Source organism: Pseudomonas sp. FW305-E2 (assembly GCF_058782925.1).
The window spans coordinates 92,624-111,897 of the sequence record NZ_JBYSYE010000005.1; the positions used below are offsets into that span (position 1 = coordinate 92,624).

General features: G+C 55.9%; 15 protein-coding genes and 3 pseudogenes. 16 read left to right on the top strand and 2 right to left on the bottom strand.

Translation table 11 applies throughout. The features are described from left to right. Nucleotides 1-11: 11 nt before the first annotated feature. Nucleotides 12-1,313 carry an MFS transporter gene (locus AC3WLP_RS06905; RefSeq protein ID WP_064491862.1) on the bottom strand — a complete coding sequence of 434 codons (1,302 nt, stop codon included), beginning with the start codon at nt 1,311-1,313 and terminating at the stop codon, nt 12-14. A 67-nt stretch (nt 1,314-1,380) separates the two neighbouring features. After that, the gene (locus AC3WLP_RS06910; protein WP_014754902.1) at nt 1,381-2,130 is read right to left on the bottom strand and encodes an SDR family NAD(P)-dependent oxidoreductase; all 750 of its coding nucleotides are present in this window, start codon (nt 2,128-2,130) and stop codon (nt 1,381-1,383) included. A 195-nt stretch (nt 2,131-2,325) separates the two neighbouring features. On the opposite strand from AC3WLP_RS06910, the gene AC3WLP_RS06915 reads away from it, so the two are divergent. From AC3WLP_RS06915 to arsJ, 16 genes and pseudogenes are all read left to right on the top strand, one after another. Next, nucleotides 2,326-3,243 carry a LysR substrate-binding domain-containing protein gene (locus tag AC3WLP_RS06915; protein WP_088512627.1) on the top strand — a complete coding sequence of 306 codons (918 nt, stop codon included), beginning with the start codon at nt 2,326-2,328 and terminating at the stop codon, nt 3,241-3,243. Nucleotides 3,244-4,187: 944 nt separating this feature from the next. After that, entirely contained in the window at nt 4,188-5,516 is a 1,329-nt protein-coding gene (locus AC3WLP_RS06920; RefSeq protein WP_004577239.1) for an IS110-like element ISPpu9 family transposase, read from the top strand. A gap of 175 nt (nt 5,517-5,691) precedes the next feature. Then, nucleotides 5,692-5,874: a hypothetical protein gene (locus AC3WLP_RS06925; protein ID WP_088512629.1), complete on the top strand. Its 183-nt coding sequence runs from the start codon at nt 5,692-5,694 to the stop codon at nt 5,872-5,874. A 29-nt stretch (nt 5,875-5,903) separates the two neighbouring features. Next, nucleotides 5,904-6,821 carry a PstC family ABC transporter permease gene (locus AC3WLP_RS06930; RefSeq protein WP_088512630.1) on the top strand — a complete coding sequence of 306 codons (918 nt, stop codon included), beginning with the start codon at nt 5,904-5,906 and terminating at the stop codon, nt 6,819-6,821. Between the two features lie 37 nt (nt 6,822-6,858). After that, nucleotides 6,859-7,686: a helix-turn-helix domain-containing protein gene (locus AC3WLP_RS06935; protein WP_088512631.1), complete on the top strand. Its 828-nt coding sequence runs from the start codon at nt 6,859-6,861 to the stop codon at nt 7,684-7,686. Nucleotides 7,687-7,872: 186 nt separating this feature from the next. Next, complete coding sequence (locus AC3WLP_RS06940; protein WP_223843574.1) at nt 7,873-9,447, top strand: ABC transporter substrate-binding protein; 1,575 nt, start codon at nt 7,873-7,875, stop codon at nt 9,445-9,447. 172 nt (nt 9,448-9,619) lie between these two features. Beyond that, entirely contained in the window at nt 9,620-10,636 is a 1,017-nt protein-coding gene (locus AC3WLP_RS06945) for an ABC transporter permease (RefSeq protein WP_088512633.1), read from the top strand. Continuing rightward, a complete protein-coding gene (locus AC3WLP_RS06950; protein ID WP_088512634.1) occupies nt 10,633-11,517 on the top strand; it encodes an ABC transporter permease in 885 nt (294 codons plus the stop codon). The genes AC3WLP_RS06945 and AC3WLP_RS06950 overlap by 4 nt, the downstream gene beginning before the upstream one ends. Then, nucleotides 11,517-12,548, top strand: a complete 1,032-nt coding sequence (locus tag AC3WLP_RS06955; protein ID WP_088512635.1) for an ABC transporter ATP-binding protein — start codon at nt 11,517-11,519, stop codon at nt 12,546-12,548. Before AC3WLP_RS06950 ends, AC3WLP_RS06955 begins: the two co-directional genes overlap by 1 nt. Before the next feature lie 24 nt (nt 12,549-12,572). Further along, entirely contained in the window at nt 12,573-13,529 is a 957-nt protein-coding gene (locus AC3WLP_RS06960) for an ABC transporter ATP-binding protein (RefSeq protein WP_088512636.1), read from the top strand. A 5-nt stretch (nt 13,530-13,534) separates the two neighbouring features. Further along, nucleotides 13,535-14,773: a serine hydrolase domain-containing protein gene (locus AC3WLP_RS06965; protein ID WP_088512637.1), complete on the top strand. Its 1,239-nt coding sequence runs from the start codon at nt 13,535-13,537 to the stop codon at nt 14,771-14,773. A gap of 247 nt (nt 14,774-15,020) precedes the next feature. Next, entirely contained in the window at nt 15,021-16,202 is a 1,182-nt protein-coding gene (locus tag AC3WLP_RS06970; RefSeq protein ID WP_088512638.1) for a hypothetical protein, read from the top strand. Between the two features lie 140 nt (nt 16,203-16,342). Continuing rightward, entirely contained in the window at nt 16,343-16,966 is a 624-nt protein-coding gene (locus tag AC3WLP_RS06975; protein ID WP_207238204.1) for a trimeric intracellular cation channel family protein, read from the top strand. A 434-nt stretch (nt 16,967-17,400) separates the two neighbouring features. Continuing rightward, a pseudogene (locus tag AC3WLP_RS06980) lies at nt 17,401-17,741 on the top strand (arsenic resistance protein); the annotation flags it as partial. Continuing rightward, nucleotides 17,727-18,011 (top strand): annotated as a pseudogene (locus tag AC3WLP_RS06985) (type I glyceraldehyde-3-phosphate dehydrogenase); the annotation flags it as partial. The pseudogenes AC3WLP_RS06980 and AC3WLP_RS06985, both read left to right, overlap by 15 nt. A gap of 9 nt (nt 18,012-18,020) precedes the next feature. Next, nucleotides 18,021-19,252: pseudogene (gene arsJ / locus AC3WLP_RS06990) on the top strand (organoarsenical effux MFS transporter ArsJ). The last annotated feature ends 22 nt before the right edge of the window (nt 19,253-19,274 follow it).

A 19,274-nucleotide genomic window follows, 5' to 3' on the forward strand; every position in this document is an offset into this window, starting at 1 on the left:
ACTCCAGCGAGTTAACGATTGACCGATGCGGCGGGAATGCGCAGGACCAGCGTGGCCCCCGCGATCAGCACTGCGGTGATCAGGTACATGCCGATGGCACTGGAACCGGTGGAAGTGGTGATCCAACCGATCAGGTAAGGCGAGCAGAACCCGGCAAGGTTGGCGAAACTGTTGATACCGGCGATACCTGCTGCGGCTGACACACCGCCGAGCAGCGTAGTGGGCAGCATCCAGAACAGTGAGGAAGCCGAGAGCACGCCAGCTGCTGCAAGGCACAGGCTGAGTACCGACAGCAGCAGGTTGCCACCCAGCAGCGCCGCCAGTGTCAGGCCGATGGCGCCTGCGATCATCGGAGCAACCAAATGCCAGCGACGTTCGCGATGCTTGTCGCCGCTACGGCCCATCAACAGCATGGCGACGATGGCGCACATGTAAGGCAGGCTGGTCAGCATGCCGATGTGCAGTGGGTCCGATACCCCGGCATTGCGGATCAGGGTCGGCAGCCAGAAGGTGATCGCGTACTGGCCCATGACTACACAGAAGTAGATGCAGGCCAGCAGCCATAGGCGGCGATCGCGGATGAATTCCCGAGGTGAGGCATGAGTGACCTTGTGGGCGTTGTCCTCGGCGAGCTCCTTGGTAACCAGTTCCTTTTCTTCATCGGTCAGCCAGGTGGCCTGATGCACGCCATCTTTGAGATAGGTCAGTACCAACAAGCCGACGATGACGGTTGGAATTGCCTCGATGACGAACATCCACTGCCAGCCCGCCCAGCCATGAAAACCTGCGAACTGATTCATGATCCAACCTGACAGTGGGCCGCCAATCATCCCCGACAATGGAATCGCGACGAACCAAAGCACGGTCATCTTTGCGCGACGGTAGGACGGGAACCAGTAGGTCAGGTACAACAACAGGCCCGGAGCCAGACCCGCTTCAGCGATGCCAAGCAGAAAACGCAGGGCATAAAACTGCCAGGCGGTTTCAACGAAGGCAAAGAGGGCGGAAATGATCCCCCAGGAAATCATGATCCGGGCGATCCAGCGGCGTGCGCCGACCCTGTGCAGGATCAGATTGCTGGGCACTTCGCAGAGAAAGTAGCCAATGAAGAACATGCCGGCGCCCAGGCCATAAACGGCCTCGCTTAGGGCCAGGTCGCTCATCATCTGCAACTTGGCGAACCCCACGTTTACCCGGTCCAGATAGGCACACAGGTAGCACAGCATCAGGAACGGCATCAGTCGCCAGGCAGTCTTGCGGTATGCGTTGGAGCGCACGGCCGAAACCGCGTCCAATGACAGGGTGGTAATCATGATGGTCTGATCTCTTGTTTTTATCGATTCAGAACAGCGTCAGCCGCACGGGCTGACGCAATGTGCATCAGTGAATGAGCATGCCGCCGTTTACATCCAGGGTGATTCCGGTCAGGTAGGTCGACAGATCGCTGGCCAGGAACAAAGCGGCGTTAGCGACGTCTTGCGCTTCGCCCAGACGGCCCAGTGGAATACCGTCGATGATTGCGTGGCGACGATCGTCCTGCATCAAACCGCCAGTGATGTCCGTGTGAATCAGACCCGGGGCGATGGCGTTCACGCGCACGTTATCCGGCCCCAGCTCTCGTGCCATGGCCTTGGCCAGGCCCAGTACCCCCGCTTTCGCTGCGCTGTAGTGCGGGCCACCGAAGATGCCGCCGCCACGCTGTGCCGATACCGAGGACATGCAGACAATGCTGCCCGAACGTTGCTCGCGCATCAGGGGAATGACGGCCTGAGACATCAGCAGAGTGCCGCGCAGGCTGACGTCGAGTACCTTGTCGTAGTCGCTGTGCTTGATGTCCAGGGTCTTGAGGGGTTGGGTGATGCCAGCGTTGTTGACCAGCACGTCGATGCGGCCAAAGTGCTCGATGATCTGCGCAACGGCCTGGTTTACCTGTGCCTGATCGGCGACGTTGGCGGCCAGGCCGAGATGCCCTTCGCCAAGAGACGCTGCGGCATCGCGGGCAGCGGCTTCATCCAGATCGAGGATCACCACGCGGGCACCTTGAGCAGCGAATGTGGCCGCAGTTGCCCGGCCGATCCCGCGTGCCGATGCGGCGCCAGTGATGATTGCGACTTTGCCTTGAAGAAGCATGGGTGTGACCTCTGATTGTTTTTATAGGGTCGATTCAGCGGAATCGATGGGCCTACTTTGGTCTCGGCCCAGGCCCTGAGCAATAACGCAAAAATCATTGGGTGCTGAAAAAAATTCAGCACTCGTCACCCTGATTGCTAAATGATTGAATGAAGGTCCCCAATAAAAATATGCGCTGCGAGCGAAGTGACTGATATGCGATCTGTTGACGATACCGCGCCGGCCCTTCCACCCCTGAGAGCGATTCAGGCCTTTGAGCAAACTGCTCGCTTCGGTAATGTTGCCCGCGCAGCGGAAGTGCTAGACCTCACCCCTTCGGCTGTCAGTCATCAATTGGCCAAGCTCGAAGCAATGATTGGTCGACAACTGTTCTTTCGCGCGGCGCGAGGCGTCAGCCTGACCCCCATTGGCGAGCAGTATCTGAAAGACGTTTCCGGCATTCTGCACAGTCTTTCCGTCGCCACAGAACGGGCCAGCAGCGACGTCAGCCTCGATTGCCTGCGTTTGCATTCGTCACCGAGTTTCGGCCTGCTGTGGCTAATGCCAAGGCTGGAAGCATTTCGGATGGCGCACCCGGATATCCAGATCAACTTGTCGTGCTCTTATGAATCTCTGCATTTCAGTCGAGACAAGATTGACGTAGACATTCGCCATGGCGAACCCAATTGGCCTAGCTACGAGGTGCGCACCTTAGGCAATGAGGCATTTGCCGTGCTGGCCTCACCGAAACTGCTGGCCCGGCATAGGATCGACGACGCGTCGGATCTACTGCGTCGGGACTTGATTCTCTCCGAGGCCACATTGTTGAAATGGCCGGCCTGGTTCGCCCGACACGGTCTCGCCCGCCCGGAAAAGCCCTACGCGTTGAGCTTCGATCGTTCCTACATGTCCCTGGAGGCCGCCAGTCACGGGCTGGGTTTTGCACTCGAAAGTACGTTGTTAGCGCAGAAGTACCTTGCGTCCGGAACACTGGTGGAAGTCGTACCACACATCTTCAGCGCGCCTGTGGCAGCCCATCATCTGGTGTTTCCGAAAGCGCATTCAGGGTTCGAAAGGGTCAGGCGTTTCTTGGCGTGGATGGAGAGAGAGCTCGGGCATGGCTTCGTGTTTTAAGCATGCTGATGATCGCGTGCATGTTGACGTCATTGCCCAAAAGCCAGCGTCGAACGAGTGAGGCAACTTCAAGGAGCAGGAACATTGCAGGCGGCGGCGCGGTGGACTCACCGCCTCCTGCGACAGTTTTAATTATCCTGCGTCAGCTTTAACTCTCTAAATCCACAAGCTGTGGATTTAGAGAATTAAAACTGTCGCATTGGGTCCACGATTCTCGGGCCTTGCAGCCCATCTCAGAGAAAGCGCAAAACTGTCGCAACACTCAAAAATATTGGTTTACTCAAATGCGTTAGAGAATTAAAGCTGTCGCAGCCAGCAACGGTGCGGGCTGGGACGCTCTAACGTGGCATTGGGATTTGGGATAGGAGCTTCTTGGAGCCTCGGGGCGAAGGCCGTCGTCACCGAAATCAAACCGCCAGCACAGCAGCGCTGCTATCGAACCGTTCGATGGTGGCCAGCGGTGAAATCTCGGTCATGCCCCAGCCACGATGGTTTTGACGCCCTCTACGTCACTCCGACGCTTCGTGGAGCTGATCACGACGAACAATAGGTGGTTATTGCTGATCGGCGTTGCATCGATAGCAAAGCGCCTGCCCAACGTTGGCTCCTGTAGGAGATCACCCAGCCCTTCCGGGCTGCGCTGTCGCGCAGCAAACATGAGGTGTACGGCTTCAGTTCCGCAGCGACGCTGACATTTTGAAAAAGAAAAGGCGGTTGGCCCGGTAGGGCCAGCCGCCTTTTGCTTTGTTAGGGTTCGTGTGCGCGGGACAGAGATCGTAGCCAGCACTGGTGTGTGTCCGCACACCCGCGTAGGAGAGTGATCCGCACGGTATCGGCGTGAAGTCCCTGTAGGCATCAGCTGATTCAGCTGTGACCACGTATGAGAGAGTGAACCCTTTCGCCACCGTGTGCCCCGCGCGCCCTTTATCCTGCGAGGATTCATCATGGCGCGCAAGCCTTCCAAGCAACGCTTTACCGTCGTCCATCCCGATTGCGCGGCGATCGATGTCGGTGGTCGAGAACATTTCGTGGCGGTCGATCCCCGGCACGAAAATCCCGTCCAGTCGTTCACGTCCTTTACTGACGACCTACTCAAGATGGCTAACTGGCTTGAAAGCCTGGGGATCAAGGTCGTTGCCATGGAATCCACAGGGGTTTATTGGATTCCAATTTACGAGATTCTCAGCGAGCGCGGTTTTGAGGTTTATCTCGTCAATGCCAGAGCAACTCGGCAAATCACGGGCCGTAAATCAGATGTGTTGGATTGCCAGTGGATTTGGCAGCTGATGACTCATGGACTGCTCAGAGGCGCATTCCGCCCCGATGATCTGACCTGCTGCGTCCGGTCATTGGTCAGGCAGCGTGCTTCCAAAGTGAAAGACCAGGCGCAGACGCTGAACCGTATGCAAAAGGCCATGAGCCAAATGAACATCCAGCTGGCCAATGTCATCAGTGATATTTCCGGTGTAACTGGCATGAAGATTTTGCGAGCCATCTGCGCAGGTGAACGGGACCCAGTGCAACTGGCTGAACTGACCGACCGCCGCATCAAGGCAGGCAAGGAGGCTGTCGCTCGGAGTCTTCATGGCAATTGGCGGCGCGAGCATTTGCATGCGCTAACTCAGGAATTGGCTGCCTATGACTTCCTGGAGCAGCAAATTGCTGATTGTGACGACGCCATAAAAGCCGCGTTAGAGCAGTTGCCGGTGCTGCAAAACAAGCCAGAGCCATCCAATAAGCCTTTACGGAGCCCACACCGAAACGGTGTCCAACAGACTGAATTGCATCAGACATTGTGGAAAGTTCTTGGCGTGGACCTAACCGCAATTCCAACCATTGGGGTGGACACTGCATTGGTGCTGGCAGGGGAGATCGGTACAGATCTATCACGCTTCCCGTCCTCACAGCACTTCTGCTCTTGGTTGGGACTGGCTCCCCCTACCCGAATTTCCGGCGGTCATCGACTGGCAGGTGGCGGGCCCAAAATAGTCAATCGAGCAGCTCAAGCACTCAAGCAGGCCGCATCCAATGCCCGTAACGACAAGGGTTTCATTGGTGCATCACACCGAGCCAGACTGACTCGAATGGATACCAGCTGCGCCATCAAGGCCACTGCGCATCAGTTGGCACGTCTGGTGTACAACCTGTTAACCAAGAAGCAGGCTTATGTTGAACAAGGTCTTGAGGAGTTCGAAACCAGAAGCCAAGACCGGCAGGTCCGGGCTTTGCTTCGCAAAGCCCGGAAACTGGGGTATCAACTGGTGGCCGCTTGAGTGTTTAGAAAACAATGGGTTGCATTTTGTTTGATAGAAGCAGGCGGCGGCCTATGCAGGTGCATTTCCCTAGGTCAATCAATGAAGGGGCTCGGACGGCAGTCCAGAGGGCTATGTCTCCATCGGCTCGGCGGAATACGAAGCTGGGCACGGCGCGGCCATTCGCCAGATCCCCATGGGTGACCTGGTTCCTTCGACCGCTTCCATGGCCTCAGGGCAGTATGCGATCAGCCGTGACCTGAATCTGGTCTACAAGACGCCGTTGAATGAGCAGGTCCAGGACTTCGTGGGCTATGCGCAATCGAAGCAGGCCGATGACTTCGTCACGCGGATGTACTTCATCCCGGTCGCGAAATAACGACCGGCGTTGCTGCCCAGGGCCGATTCATGACACTACCTATCGTTGAGTCCATCTCACCGCCGCCATCGGCGCTGCGCGGATGGGTGTTCTGGTCGGCGATGACCATGCTGGCCTTGCTCGGGGCGGCGATCGTGTTCCTGATCGTTGCGTTTCTACTGGGTGAGGCGCTCCCCTTGATCAGCAAGGGTGGCTTGACCCGGTTCTTCACTGACGAAGGCTGGTGGCCGAGGGATGCCAGTTTCAATATGACGCCGATGGTCGTGGCCAGCCTCTACCTGACGATCGGGGCGCTGCTGGTGGCTACGCCGTTGAGCCTGGCGATATCGCTGGTCACCACGTTCAAGGCACCCACCGGACTGGCGCGGTTGATGCGCAATCTGGTGGAACTCAGTGCGGCGGTGCCGACGGTGGTCTACGGCCTCTGGGGCGTGAGTGCCATCGTTCCGATCATCAACCTGTGGAGCCCTCCGGGAGCCAGCCTGCTGGCTGGTGTTCTGGTGGTAGCCCTGATGATCATCCCGACCATTTCCGTCCTGACCCAGTCAGCCCTCCAGGGGGTCCCGGTCGCCTATGTGCAGGGCGCTGCGGAACTAGGTGTTTCCGAGAATCAAACCCTGCTGCGCATTGTCGTGCTTGCAGCGAGGCAAGGCATTTTCTCCGCCATGGTGCTCGGTGCAGCCAGGGCCATTGGGGAAACCATGGTGGTCCTGATGGTCTGCGGCAGTATTGTGCAGGTCCCCACTTCGTTGTTCGAACCCGTTGGCATGTATGCGGGAAGCGGTGTGGCGCTTCATGAGGAGGCTTTCAATACCGGCCAAGAGAGTCCACGGCCCGCGGGGGGGACGCGCTTGAAGCTCGCATCGATCACGGGATGGCAAAGCGGAGCCTCTGCACCAAGTGTCTTACATTCGTTTTTTGAACCCGTGACCCCAAGCGGGGAATAGTATAGCGTGTTGTCAATGTGGCGTGAGGGTATTCTTAGTGGCCAGTTCCAACTCATCTCAGTCGATGCAGGACTTCAGTCAAAATTTGCGACTTCTCTGCGGATATTATAAGTCGGTGGCAAAGGTGTGTCGCTCACTAGATATAAATCGTCAGCAGTTTAATAAGTATTTGGGGGCGCAAGCGACTCCCTCACCTTTTACGCTGCGTAAAATCTGCAATTTTTTTGGCGTGGATGAGGAAGAAATATTTTCCGAGCATGAATCCTTTCGTGCTCTTCTCACCACACAAAATACAGTGCGAGATTCAGACGGTGCAGTACCAGTAGATTTTTTTCCCAGCTCTGCGCACGAGTTGTCGAAGTATCAGGGTTACTACTTTGTTTATTTGATGTCTCCCGCCGCGCCGGGAGAGGTGATCAAATCGATTACCCGCTTGACTCGCTCGGGCGAAAAGATCCTTAGCAAAACCTTCGAGAGGATGAGGTTGGGCGATGACCAAGCGAAGACTTTTGGTATTAATAAGTACCGTGGGTTCTGCTTTGCCTCCTCCGATCTGATCTACCTCGTCGAGCGCGAGTATCTGTCATCCCGGGGCTATATATGGTCGGCAATCTATCCCTCCTACCGAAGTCGTTTTCGTTTTCTCAACGGCTTGGTAATCGGCGTTTCGGGTGACAATTTCCGGCGTCCTTTTGGTGCCCATGTAGTATTTGAGTACCTAGGCGAGTCGATCGACCTGCGTAGCGCTCTCAGCAGCTGCAGCTGTTTTCCGATTGATGCTCCTCAGATTCCCGTCGAGGTGAGAGCGCGGCTACTGGTTCATCCATCAGAAGGTGAATTCAACCTTATCCCTCCCCTGTTCTAAACCTCCAAAGGTGACGCTAGCTGACGCTCATGGGCGTCACCTAGCGTTTTTTTTTTCGTGTTCGCGAAATTGAGATGGCCTTCAGGCAGATCGATAATTCATACACCATCCAGAAGTCAGTTTCGTTAATGGCCAACCACACGTGCATTCCACTTGAAGGAATGCTGGCTTTACAAACGATTCGCTGTGCCCACCATAAAAATAAGAGGAAAATTTATGAAAGTAAGAAGAGCATTAATGGCGGGCTTGATGGCGCTGTCTGTGACTGCGTCATTAACCAGTGGTTCGGTGTGTGCGGCAAACAATACCTTGGTTGTCGCTGATCGAGCCTCATTCAAGGATTGGGATCCAGCTTCGGCTTTTTCGGAAGAAGTACGAGTGCTGGGGAATATCTACGAGACACTAGTTTTATATAACGCGCCAGGCAGTGCAGAGGAGTTTTCCCCCGGTCTCGCGACGTCGTGGGAGAGCAGCGACAGTGGCAAAACCTGGACCTTCAAACTGCGGCACGGTGTGAAGTTCCATGACGGTTCGGCCTTTAACGCGGCAGCGGTCAAAGTCTCCATTGATTACGTCAAGCAGCTGAACCAGGGCGCTGCATTTGTATGGAAAAATCTGGATGCCGTCGAGGTCCTCGCTGACGATACGGTAGCGCTCAAGTTTAAAAGTCCCACGCCGGCCAATCTGATCGCGGCAGGTCAGTATGCCGCTTATATCATTGCCCCGGCGGCAGTGGAAAAAGGGCATAGTTGGATGATGGCTCCCAACGCCATCGGTACCGGCCCCTACAAACTTGGGCAGGTCGAACAAGGCCAGCAAGTAGTGCTTGAGCGATTCGATGGATACTGGGGTGGGTGGAAAGAAGGGCAGTTTGATCGGGTCATTGTGAAGGTTGTATCCGAAGCCTCCACCCGTACTCAGATGATCAAAAATGGCGAGGCTGGGGTCGCCTGGGATATTCCTCTTGATCAGCTCAAGGTGTTGGGAGAAGACCCCTCAATCAAGGTGAGCACCGCGCCTTCTTGGAAAAATTTCCAGTTTTTGATCAATACCCAGAAGTATCCTACGAATAACCTGAAGTTTCGTCAGGCATTGCAGTATCTCTGGGACTATGAAAGTGTCACCAAAGACATTTTGCATGGCTACGGCAGTGTTCCCAAGGGGCCTTTGCCCACCAGTATTTGGGGGCATGCCAGCGTGCCTATGGCCACTTACGATCCGGACAAAGCCCGACAATTGTTGGAGGCCTCCGGTGTGCCTAAGCAGGACTGGAAGGTCTCGATGCAGTATATCAGTGGTGTCTATTCAAACGCAGCCGAACTGTTTCAGGCTACTGCGTCTCAGGTAGGCGTTGAGGTTGAGTTACGCCCCGGCGAGTGGGGCGTCCTTTGGGATCGGGCAAAGAAGCTGGAAACCGCTCCCAACATGCAATCTATGGCATGGTGGCCGACATATTCGACACCTGGCGATTGGCTTGTAAGTGAATTCCATACAGAGAAAACGACGCTGTTCAATCTTTCTCACTACAGTAATAAAAAATTTGACCAGTTGATAGAAGAGGCGGGAGATCTAGAGGGCAGTGATCGGGCCAAATCAACTGAAAAGTATGTGCAGGCACAGCAGTTATTAGCCCAGGACGCTCCTGCGATCTGGTACGCCGACGTTCAGCAGATACGTGTCTCCCGCAAAGACATAAAGGGTATGGAAAAAAGCCTGAATCCAGCTTACGAAGCAGTTCTCTACTACAACCTGAGTCATTGAGCGTTGACTCGTACTTGTTGAAGTGGAGCGTGTCGTAGCTGATATGCCAAGTAAATATATGGCCAGATATTTAATCTGTCTGGTCAGATCACCAAGGGTCAATCCGCTTTTGGGTGTTTACGTAAGGTGTAAGCGGTTCGGGTCTAGCTTTTAGCCACAAAGGGTGTTCCAAATGGTGAATTATATAACCCAGCGATTGATAGTGATGTTCTTCATTCTTCTAGGAGTGTTGACTATCACCTTCGTTCTGAGTCGAGCTCTTCCGGGTTCCCCGGTGGAAATGATGCTAGGGAACCACCCCACGGTGGAGCAGATTTCCGTCGCACGTGAAAAACTCGGGTTGGATAAACCTCTGCCAGTCCAGTACTTAAATTACATCGGCGATCTTCTCCGAGGTGATTTTGGCACTAGTCTGCGCACCGGACGGCCGGTCATGGAGGAAGTGGTCAGGCGGGTTGGAGCGACCTTTGAACTGACATTCCTCGCGATGTTCTGGGTTGTAGTGCTAGGTGTGCCGATCGGTGTTATCTCAGCTGCGAGGCAAAACCGGGTGGTCGACAATGCCGCACGAGCGGGGTCCATCGCCGGGACGGCGTTTCCAGTGTTCATCCTGGCCATGGGCTTGCAGTTGCTGTTCTACGGGAAGCTTAACTGGCTACCCCTGCAAGGTCGTATCGATGCCTCCATTCTTCTCGATAGCCCGTTTGAGCGAGTGACGGGCTTTTACCTGATTGACACGCTGCTGGCCGGTAATTTCGTAGCACTGTGGAGTGCCATTAAGCATCTGACGCTACCCGTGCTCACCTTGGTCATAGTGACCTTGGCCACTGTCACCCGGATTACCCGCAACATGATGGTTGAGGTGCTATCTGAGGAGTACATCCGTACGGCGGTTTCTTACGGTGTACCCAAGTGGCGTATCCATTACGCCTATGCACTCAAGGCGACAATGATTCCGCTCCTGACGGTGGTGGGCCTGACCTTCGGTTACCTACTCGGTGGTGCGGTAGTTGTTGAGTTTATTTTCGATTGGCCAGGCCTAGGCGGCTTCGTGGTGTTTTCGATTGCCCAGAATGATTTCCCCGCTGTTATGGGAGCCACTCTGGTGCTGGCCACGACATATCTGTCGATCAACCTAATCGTTGATCTCTTGTATCACCTTGTTGATCCGAGGCTGCGAGTCCAATGAGTACCCAAGACATATCACAGTCCATGCCTTCACGAGCCCCATCATGGCGTATCAAGGCCTTGGCTTTTGCCAGCGAAAACAAACTATTCGTATTCGGTGCGCTGTTGTTACTGCTGATCATACTGGCAGCAGTCTTCGCGTCCTGGCTTGCCCCTTATGAGCCGAACAAGATTGTCTTTTCTCAGAAATTGCTGGCGCCCAGCTGGGCACACTGGATGGGCACCGACGAGTTTGGGCGTGACATTCTTTCACGGGTGCTTTATGGCGCACGCACCTCACTGGTTATCGGGGTGAGCGTAACTTTGATCGCGATGCTAATCGGAATTCCTATTGGGCTTGTTTCCGGTTACTTCGGTGGGCGAGTTGATACGCTGCTGATGCGTTTATCAGATGTGTTTCTGGCCTTTCCGCCGTTGTTGCTACCGATCGCTATCACCGCTGCTCTCGGATCGGGATTGGCCAATGCCATGTTAGCGCTCGCTGTGTCTTGGTTTCCCTGGTACGCGAGGATCATGCGCGGTGCAGTAGTACGGGTTCGTTCAGAAACCTATATCCAGGCAGCCCGTTCTATGGGCGTCAGTCACGGACGTATCTTGCTGCGACATGTACTGCCAAATGCCACCACCCCTGTAATCGTGCAGGGCTCCATGGATTTTGGTTACACCATTCTCGCCGCTGCCTCGTTGAGCTTTATCGGGCTGGGGGCCAAGCCGCCCATGATCGAATGGGGGCTGATGGCCGCGGCGTCGCGCTCGCAGTTGCTCGAGAACCCCTGGACTGTGTTGTTCCCCGGAGTGGCGATTTTTGTCCTGGTGCTGGCCGTCAATCTGGTGGGTGACGGGCTGCGCGATGTGCTCGACCCAAAGAAGGGGACACGCTGATGATCGATGAATCCTTGCAATATTCTGCCGTCGAGCGTCTCGCCGCTTCGAGTACAGACGCAGCGCAAGCTCTAGTGCTAGAAGTGGAAGGGCTGACGGTGTCTTTCCCTGGTTTGTTCAAGACCGTAAAGGCCGTACGTGGCATCGACCTCAAGTTAAAGCGCGGCGAAATCCTGGGCTTGGTGGGGGAGTCGGGCTCGGGTAAGTCAATGACCGCTATGTCCTGCCTTGGATTGGTGCCTGAGACCGCTCGGCTGGGAGGCACTATCAGGGTCGCCGGACAGCAGGTTAACGGCGCATCAGCCACGCAGCTGGCGGCGTTGCGTGGCGGTGGCGCGGCGATGGTCTTCCAGAATCCGATGAAGGCGCTCAACCCGTTCTTCACGGTCGGGCGGCAGATGTTCGATGTCATCGGCTGCCATCGGCAACTGAATAAGGCACAAATCCGCGCCGAGGCGCTGAGCTCCCTGGAAGCGGTCAGCATGCCAGACCCTCCTCTGGTGTTGGCTAAGTATCCGCACCAGTTGTCTGGCGGCCAGTTACAGCGAGTCGTGATTGCCATGGCGCTGGCCTGTCGACCGAAACTGCTGATCGCCGATGAGCCGACCACGGCGCTAGACGTCACAGTGCAGGCGCAGATCATAGCCCTCCTGCGCAAACTGGCACGGGAGCAGGATCTAGCGATTCTGTTTATCACCCACAACCTTGGGGTAGTCGCTTCGCTCTGCGACCGGGTGGCGGTTATGTATGCCGGCGAAGTGGTGGAGAGCGGCCCGGTGGGCCAAGTGTTCAAGCAACCTGCACACCCCTACACCATGAAGTTGATGGGTACCGTGCCCACGTTGGGGCAGGGGCCTCAGCCGCTGGGTTTCATCCCGGGGCAAGTGCCGAACATGGCGGCTCCCCCAGCGGGCTGCGCATTCCGCCCACGTTGTGAGCGTGCCACGGGACGCTGCGTTCACGCTGCGCCAAGGGTAGAAATTGGCGAGGGACATTGGGCCGCTTGCCACAACACGTTAGTCAAGGTGTGAGGCTTTTTTGAAAGGTAAACGGCTATGAACAACAACAAACAGCCCGCACTGCTGAGTGTTAACCAGTTGCACAAGACCTACGCCAGCCGCGACGGCCTCGTGACTGCCATTGACCACATCAGCCTGGAGGTTCAGGTAGGTGAAACGGTCGCGCTGGTGGGAGAGTCCGGTTGTGGCAAAAGCACGGTTGCCGCGACCTTGCTCGGCCTGTTAGCAGCCGATAGTGGGCAAATTTTAGTCGAAGGTCGGCCGTTGCCCACTGATGCCAAGGCGAGGGGCCGGAGCTTGAGTATGGTGTTCCAGAATCCCTACGCCTCGCTGAACCCGAAAATGAAAATCAAGGCGATTGTTGCCGAGCCACTGAAGGTCGCCTTTGGTTTGCACGGGAGCGCCTTGCACGAGCGTATTCTTCAATTGCTTGGAAATGTGGGGATGGGCGAGGAGCACATGGATCGCTATCCCCATGAGTTTTCCGGTGGACAGTTGCAGCGTATCGCTATCGCTCGGGCCCTGGCGTTGGAGTCGAAACTGCTAATTCTCGATGAACCTACGGCTGCGCTCGACGTGTCGGTTCAAGCCCAAGTGCTGCAATTGCTCAAGACGCTGCAGGCCGCTAATGGGCTGAGCTATCTGTTTATCAGCCACGACCTGGCGACAGTCGAGTATCTGGCGCAGCGGGTGCTTGTGATGTATCTGGGGCGCATCGTCGAGGCAGGGCCTGTGGAGCAAGTGTTCGGCCAACCGCGTCATCCCTATACCCGCGCGCTGCTCAACTCAGTGCCCTCCATCGACCCGGACCGTCGGGACCAGTTGCAGATCCTTAGCGGCGAGATCCCCAGCCCCTTGAACCGACCTGCTGGGTGCCACTTCGCGCCCCGTTGTCCGCGAGCCAGTGAGCGTTGTCGCCGAGAGGTGCCAGCCGAGACTCGGGAATACGGCCATCGTTTTTCTTGCCATCACCCACTGAACGACGAGATCTGAACCCCATGTACGACAAAAAGGACATGACTGCTCCCGGCATTAGTTATCAGGACTTAAGGCTGATGCAGGGCTATCCGCCCTCCCGCGAAAAGCAAGTCGGCCAGCATAACTGGGACAGTCCGCCCTATAACCGCTGGTCGTTCCAGCACATGAGTCAGCTGTTTCCGGTAGCAGCTATTCATCGCGGTCCCGGGCCGGTCAGCGAACTTGAGCGCAATGAACGCTCACTGGACGCCGTACTTTTCCAGCGGGTCGACGGCGGGCAAACCGACCTGGCGACCTTCTTGAACGATAGCTACACCGATGGCTTTTTGGTGCTTCATCAAGGCAAGGTGGTTACTGAGCAATATTTTAACGGTATGCAGCCGTACACGTTGCATCTGCTGCAGTCGGTATCCAAGACTATTATCGGCAGTCTGGTCGGCAGGTTGATCGGCCAAGGCAGAATCGATCCCCAAGCGCGGGTCAGCACCTATGTGCCCGAGCTTTCGGAAAGCGGATACGGCGACGCCCGTGTACAGGATCTGCTGGATATGCGCACGGGCGTAAGATTTAGGGAGGATTACACCGATCCGGATGCTGAATTCATCCAGTTGGATGTCGCCTCGGGTTGGCGTGAACGGGGTGAGCTGAAGTCCCCCGACAGTATTTACGGTTTGTTGAAGTCGCTGGGTAAAGACCGTGAACATGGGAAGTTCTTTGAGTATCGCTCAGTGGATACCGACATGTTGGCCTGGGTCTGTGAGCGGGCTTGCGGCGAGCGGCTCCCCGTTTTACTAAGCCGGGAGATCTGGTCCAAACTGGGGGCAGAACAAGACGCGAATATCACCCTCGATTGCGTTGGAACCGCATTAGCCGATGGCGGGATGAGTGCCACGTTGCGTGATCTGGCGCGCTTTGCTCAGATGTATCTGCAGGGTGGATATTTCAACGGCCAGCAGATTGTTCCGGAGGAATTCGTACGCGCATGCGGCAGCGGTTCCACACCGGCGTTTGAAGTCCTCTATGGTTTCTATGTCAAGCACTTTCCTAACGCAGCCTACAGCAATCAGTGCTGGGTGCTAGATAGCGAACAAGGTAATTATTCGGCGCGTGGAGTGTTTGGGCAGAGTATTTATTGGCATCCGGCTTCTGAAGTAGTCATTGTAAAACTCTCTAGTTGGCCGGACTTTATCAATGCGGAATGGACGTTGAATACCTTCCGTGCTTGTGACGCAGTGGTTGAAGAACTGCAACGCAGTTGACCCGGGAATGTGAATGACTGCGGTTTTTTAGGTGCCTCCTAACTTGGTGGAGAAGTGCTAGGTTCAGCCTCGGACAACTTCACCCAGACCCAACAGACCGTGTTCCATTTAGCCTATTGGCCCTCAGTTTGACGCTGTTCGCAGCTTTCGTTCTGGTGGGCCCTACCCCATTCATCTAGACCGCGATTTTATCGTGGCCGAGATGACTGTTGCCAACAATAAGATCTAGAAAAGAGACGGAGCGACTATGAACTTTAAGACTAACCGGCCCTTGCGCACATTGGCCTCTCTTGCGCTGTTGTGTGCACTTTCCACTCCCGCGATGGCGATACAGGTTACCGACAATCTCGATCTCGGTGGCGCCGTCCGGGCGCGTTGGGACTATGATCCAGATCGCGATATCCAGAAGTTTAACTTCGACACCGCGATCCTCTCCGCCAAGTACAAATCCGACACCTGGATTGGCGAGGCCAAATACCGGTTCTACGGTCGAGCTTACCCTTACCAGTACACCAAGAACGTCGGGGACATCCAGTTCGCCGAACTTGCGTGGATCGGCTACAAGTTCAACCCCGACCAGCAGGTCCAGGTGGGCCTGAACCAGCTACCGTTCGGGTTGCAGCCGTACTTCGGTAGTACGTTCTACCAAACTCTGGGGGCCGTCATGGGACTCGAAGACGTGGAAGAAGTCGGCGCCAAGTACATCCACCAAAGCGGCGACTGGAATATTCAGGCCGGTTACTACCTGCGCCCGGCGTGGCAGGGCAAAGGCACCAGCAACGGTGAAACCTACTCCACCGTGGTCTCCGAAGCGGACAGCTATGTCACCGACGGCAGCAACAACCAGGAACGCAACACAGTGGTCCTGCGGGTGGCCAAAGCGCTGGACCTGGGGCCGTGGAAGTCCGAAGTCGGGATCTCAGGCCTGACCTCGTCCCTGGAGAACCGCGACACGAACAATGATGGTCGGCGCAATGCCATGGCGGTGCACTACATCGGCAAAAACGGCCCGTGGGAAGTGCAACTGCAAGCCGCGCGACAGCAGATGTCTCCGCGCAACCCCGGTACCGATGAACTGGTGACTTTCGGAGGTTACGACGGCACCTTCAATGTCGCCAGTCGCGGTAACTTGTACGTCGCGGATGTGAGCTACGATGTAAGCGGTAAGTATCTGTTCGATCTGATCAGCGGTGTGAAGCTGTACGCTAACTACAGCGCTTTCGACAAAACCGCTGATGATTTCAAGACCTCGCAACGGATGATTGTCGGCACATCGTTTTCCCTCAGTAAACTGTGGATCGCCACGGAATGGCTGCACGGAAAGAATGATCCGGTCATCGGTGGCAGCAGCCTCACCCAGAGTTTGGGCGCTGGAGGAAGTAATCAGTGGGAAAACCAGTTGTACATGAATATCGGTTATTATTTCTGACCCAGATTCATTTGCTGCCGCTCTAACAATCACGTCATAAGCGGGCTCGCTTCTATTGGTTTAGCGCATAACCTTTAGGAACGAGCCCGCTCGCGATTAGCCGAAGCAGTACCTTCATGAGCCCGGATAGGAGTTTCATCTTGTACGATCTTACCGCTGTGGTGAATGTCATGGGGCTCTGCGCGGTGGCAGTCTTTGCCGTTTCTGGTGCACTGAGTGCGGCGCGCCTCAAGATGGATATATTGGGGTTTATACTGATTGGAACAGTCACAGGGCTCGGGGGCGGCACGCTGCGTGATGTGCTGATAGGGAATCTACCTGTTTTCTGGATCAGGGAACCTACTTGGATTGTAATCTGCCTTGTTTCCTCTGCCGCGACCTATTACATCGCCCCCAGACTTACGTCGCTTGCGGGAGCTCTTCTTTGGATGGATGCAATTGGCATAGCATTATTCGCGGCAGTTGGTACTGAAGTGGCTCTACTTGCTGAAGCTTCACCCCTGATCGCAATTTGTATGGGGGTGGTGACAGCCACATTTGGCGGGATTACGCGTGATGTGTTATGTGGTAGCAATCTGACTCTCATGAATGAAGAGCTGTACATCACCACGACCTTGGGAGGTTCTATTGCCTACTACGCTCTAAGCACTCTGGGCTATTCGAATAGCTACGATTTGCTTGGCGGTTTTATTGTCGCGTTTACACTGCGCGCATTGGCGATCAGATTTAACATCAAACTGCCTAACCGCTATCGAGCGAGCTAATCTGGTGCTTATTCTGTGTCTAATCCAATTACCCGTAGCGCGTGCACCTGCGACAGCCTAGCGACTGAATATCTTCATTTACGCAAAAGATGATTTTCGCGCCAACGAACTTGCAGATGATGTGGAGGTCACCAGTCCTGATTCGACCGCAGCTCGCAAGAACACCACTCTACGCCTGACCAGCCCTATACCGTTCTCCTGCAGTGGTTCCCCGCCAAAAAGTCTCGCTCTTCCGTCACGCGCTTGAGTTCAGCGCGTAGCTTGCGCAGTTCGGCCTGCTGATCGTCGTCTTGCTGACGCTGCTCTTGGGGCTTGCTGTAGACCTTGATCCGCCCGAGTAAATACCTTCCCCCAAAAGGGGCAATTTTTGAGCAATACTGTGTTGTGCTTGTAGCAGACAGACACATTGGCCCTGACGTTTAGGGAGATCCACCATGAGCAAAAGCCGACTTTCCTTTCTAGACCGCTACCTGACGGTGTGGATCTTTCTGGCCATGGGCCTGGGCATTGGTCTGGGCAGCCTGTTCCAGGGATTGCCTGCGTGGCTGAATAGCCTGTCGGTAGGCTCGACAAACATCCCCATCGCCATTGGCCTCATCGTAATGATGTACCCACCTCTGGCGAAGGTGAAATACGAGGAGTTGCCACAGGTATTCAAGGACAAGCGCATCCTTGCCCTGTCGCTGATCCAGAACTGGGTGTCGGCCCGGTCCTGATGTTCGGGCTGGCCGTTGTCTTCCTTTCCGACAAGCCTGAGTATATGACCGACTGCGTGTTCGAAGTGGAACGTGAGACAACGACTGAAGAGGTCAACGCGCTGCTGAAAGCCGCAACCGAAGGACCGCTGAAGGACATCCTGGGCTACGAAGAACGCCCCTTGGTGTCCATCGACTACCGCACCGATCCGCGGTCCTCGATCATCGATGCGCTGTCCACCCTCGTAGTCAACGGTACCCAAGTGAAGATCTACGCCTGGTACGACAACGAGTGGGGCTACGCCAACCGTGCGGTTGAACTGGCACGCCTGGTCGGCGCAGCGGAGTAAATGGCAATCATGAAGGCGTTGTCAGCTCTGTCTGCGGAAGTGCGTCAGTACCTGCTGGTTACCGGCAATTACTGGGCCTTCACCCTTACCGACGGCGCTTTGCGCATGCTGGTGGTACTGCACTTCCATTCGCTGGGATACACGCCGCTGCAGATCGCGGCGCTGTTCCTGTTCTACGAAGTGTTCGGCGTGATCACCAACCTCGTGGGCGGCTACCTCGGCGCCCGCCTGGGGCTCACCGCACCATGAACATCGGTCTTGGCATGCAGGTTGTCGCCCTGCTGATGCTCACGGTACCAGCAGCCTCGCTAACGGTGCCGTGGGTGATGGCCGCCCAGGCGCTCTCCGGCATCGCCAAGGACCTGAACAAGATGAGCGCCAAGAGCTCCATCAAGCTCCTGGTACCGGACAGCCAGCAAGGCACCCTCTACAAATGGGTGGCCATCCTAACGGGCTCGAAAAACGCCCTCAAAGGTGTGGGTTTCTTCCTCGGGGGAGCATTGCTAGCGCTGCTCGGTTTCACCCTGGCAGTGCTGGCCATGGCAGCAGCCTTGGCCCTCATTTGGATCTGCAGCTTGATCCTGCTGAAAAAGGACTTGGGCAAAGCCAAGGCCAAACCGAAGTTCCGCGACATGCTGTCCAAGAGCCGGGCGATCAACATTCTCTCGGCCGCACGGCTGTTTTTGTTCGGTGCGCGGGATGTCTGGTTTGTTGTGGCACTGCCGGTGTACCTGAGCTCTACGTTTGGCTGGGACTTCTGGCTGGTCGGCGGTTTCTTGGCCGCGTGGGTCATCGGCTACGGCATCGTCCAGTCGTTTGCTCCCCATATCACCGGCAAGAAGCGCGGACATGTGCCCGATGGTCGAGCAGCCTTCATCTGGGCAATCGCCCTGGCCGGGCTACCTGCGCTCATTGCCGTGGGCCTGTCGGCAGGCTGGTCGGCGCAGGTAGTTCTGCTCGGTGGGTTGATGCTGTTCGGCGTGCTGTTCGCCGTGAACTCGTCGCTGCACAGCTACCTGATCGTCAGCTATGCCAAGGAAGACGGCGTGTCCTTGGATGTGGGCTTCTACTACATGTCCAACGCCCTCGGGCGCTTGGTCGGCACATTGCTGTCAGGTTGGGTGTTCCAAGCTTATGGGTTAGAGGCGTGTTTGTGGGTATCCAGCATCTTCGTATTGGCTGCCGCACTCATCTCGATCGCACTGCCCAGGCACAGTGAAATGGCACAACAGACACACTGATCCGTGAGGAAATGCGGAGGCC

Bases quoted from the DNA above. Each gene is read 5' to 3' on its own strand.
- AC3WLP_RS06905 (WP_064491862.1), bottom strand. From the start codon at position 1,313: ATGATTACCACCCTGTCATTGGACGCGGTTTCGGCCGTGCGCTCCAAC.
- AC3WLP_RS06965 (WP_088512637.1), top strand. From the start codon at position 13,535: ATGTACGACAAAAAGGACATGACTGCTCCCGGCATTAGTTATCAGGAC.
- AC3WLP_RS06970 (WP_088512638.1), top strand. From the start codon at position 15,021: ATGAACTTTAAGACTAACCGGCCCTTGCGCACATTGGCCTCTCTTGCG.
- AC3WLP_RS06930 (WP_088512630.1), top strand. From the start codon at position 5,904: ATGACACTACCTATCGTTGAGTCCATCTCACCGCCGCCATCGGCGCTG.
- AC3WLP_RS06955 (WP_088512635.1), top strand. From the start codon at position 11,517: ATGATCGATGAATCCTTGCAATATTCTGCCGTCGAGCGTCTCGCCGCT.
- AC3WLP_RS06960 (WP_088512636.1), top strand. From the start codon at position 12,573: ATGAACAACAACAAACAGCCCGCACTGCTGAGTGTTAACCAGTTGCAC.
- AC3WLP_RS06925 (WP_088512629.1), top strand. From the start codon at position 5,692: ATGGGTGACCTGGTTCCTTCGACCGCTTCCATGGCCTCAGGGCAGTAT.
- AC3WLP_RS06910 (WP_014754902.1), bottom strand. From the start codon at position 2,130: ATGCTTCTTCAAGGCAAAGTCGCAATCATCACTGGCGCCGCATCGGCA.
- AC3WLP_RS06945 (WP_088512633.1), top strand. From the start codon at position 9,620: ATGGTGAATTATATAACCCAGCGATTGATAGTGATGTTCTTCATTCTT.
- AC3WLP_RS06950 (WP_088512634.1), top strand. From the start codon at position 10,633: ATGAGTACCCAAGACATATCACAGTCCATGCCTTCACGAGCCCCATCA.
- AC3WLP_RS06920 (WP_004577239.1), top strand. From the start codon at position 4,188: ATGGCGCGCAAGCCTTCCAAGCAACGCTTTACCGTCGTCCATCCCGAT.
- AC3WLP_RS06915 (WP_088512627.1), top strand. From the start codon at position 2,326: ATGCGATCTGTTGACGATACCGCGCCGGCCCTTCCACCCCTGAGAGCG.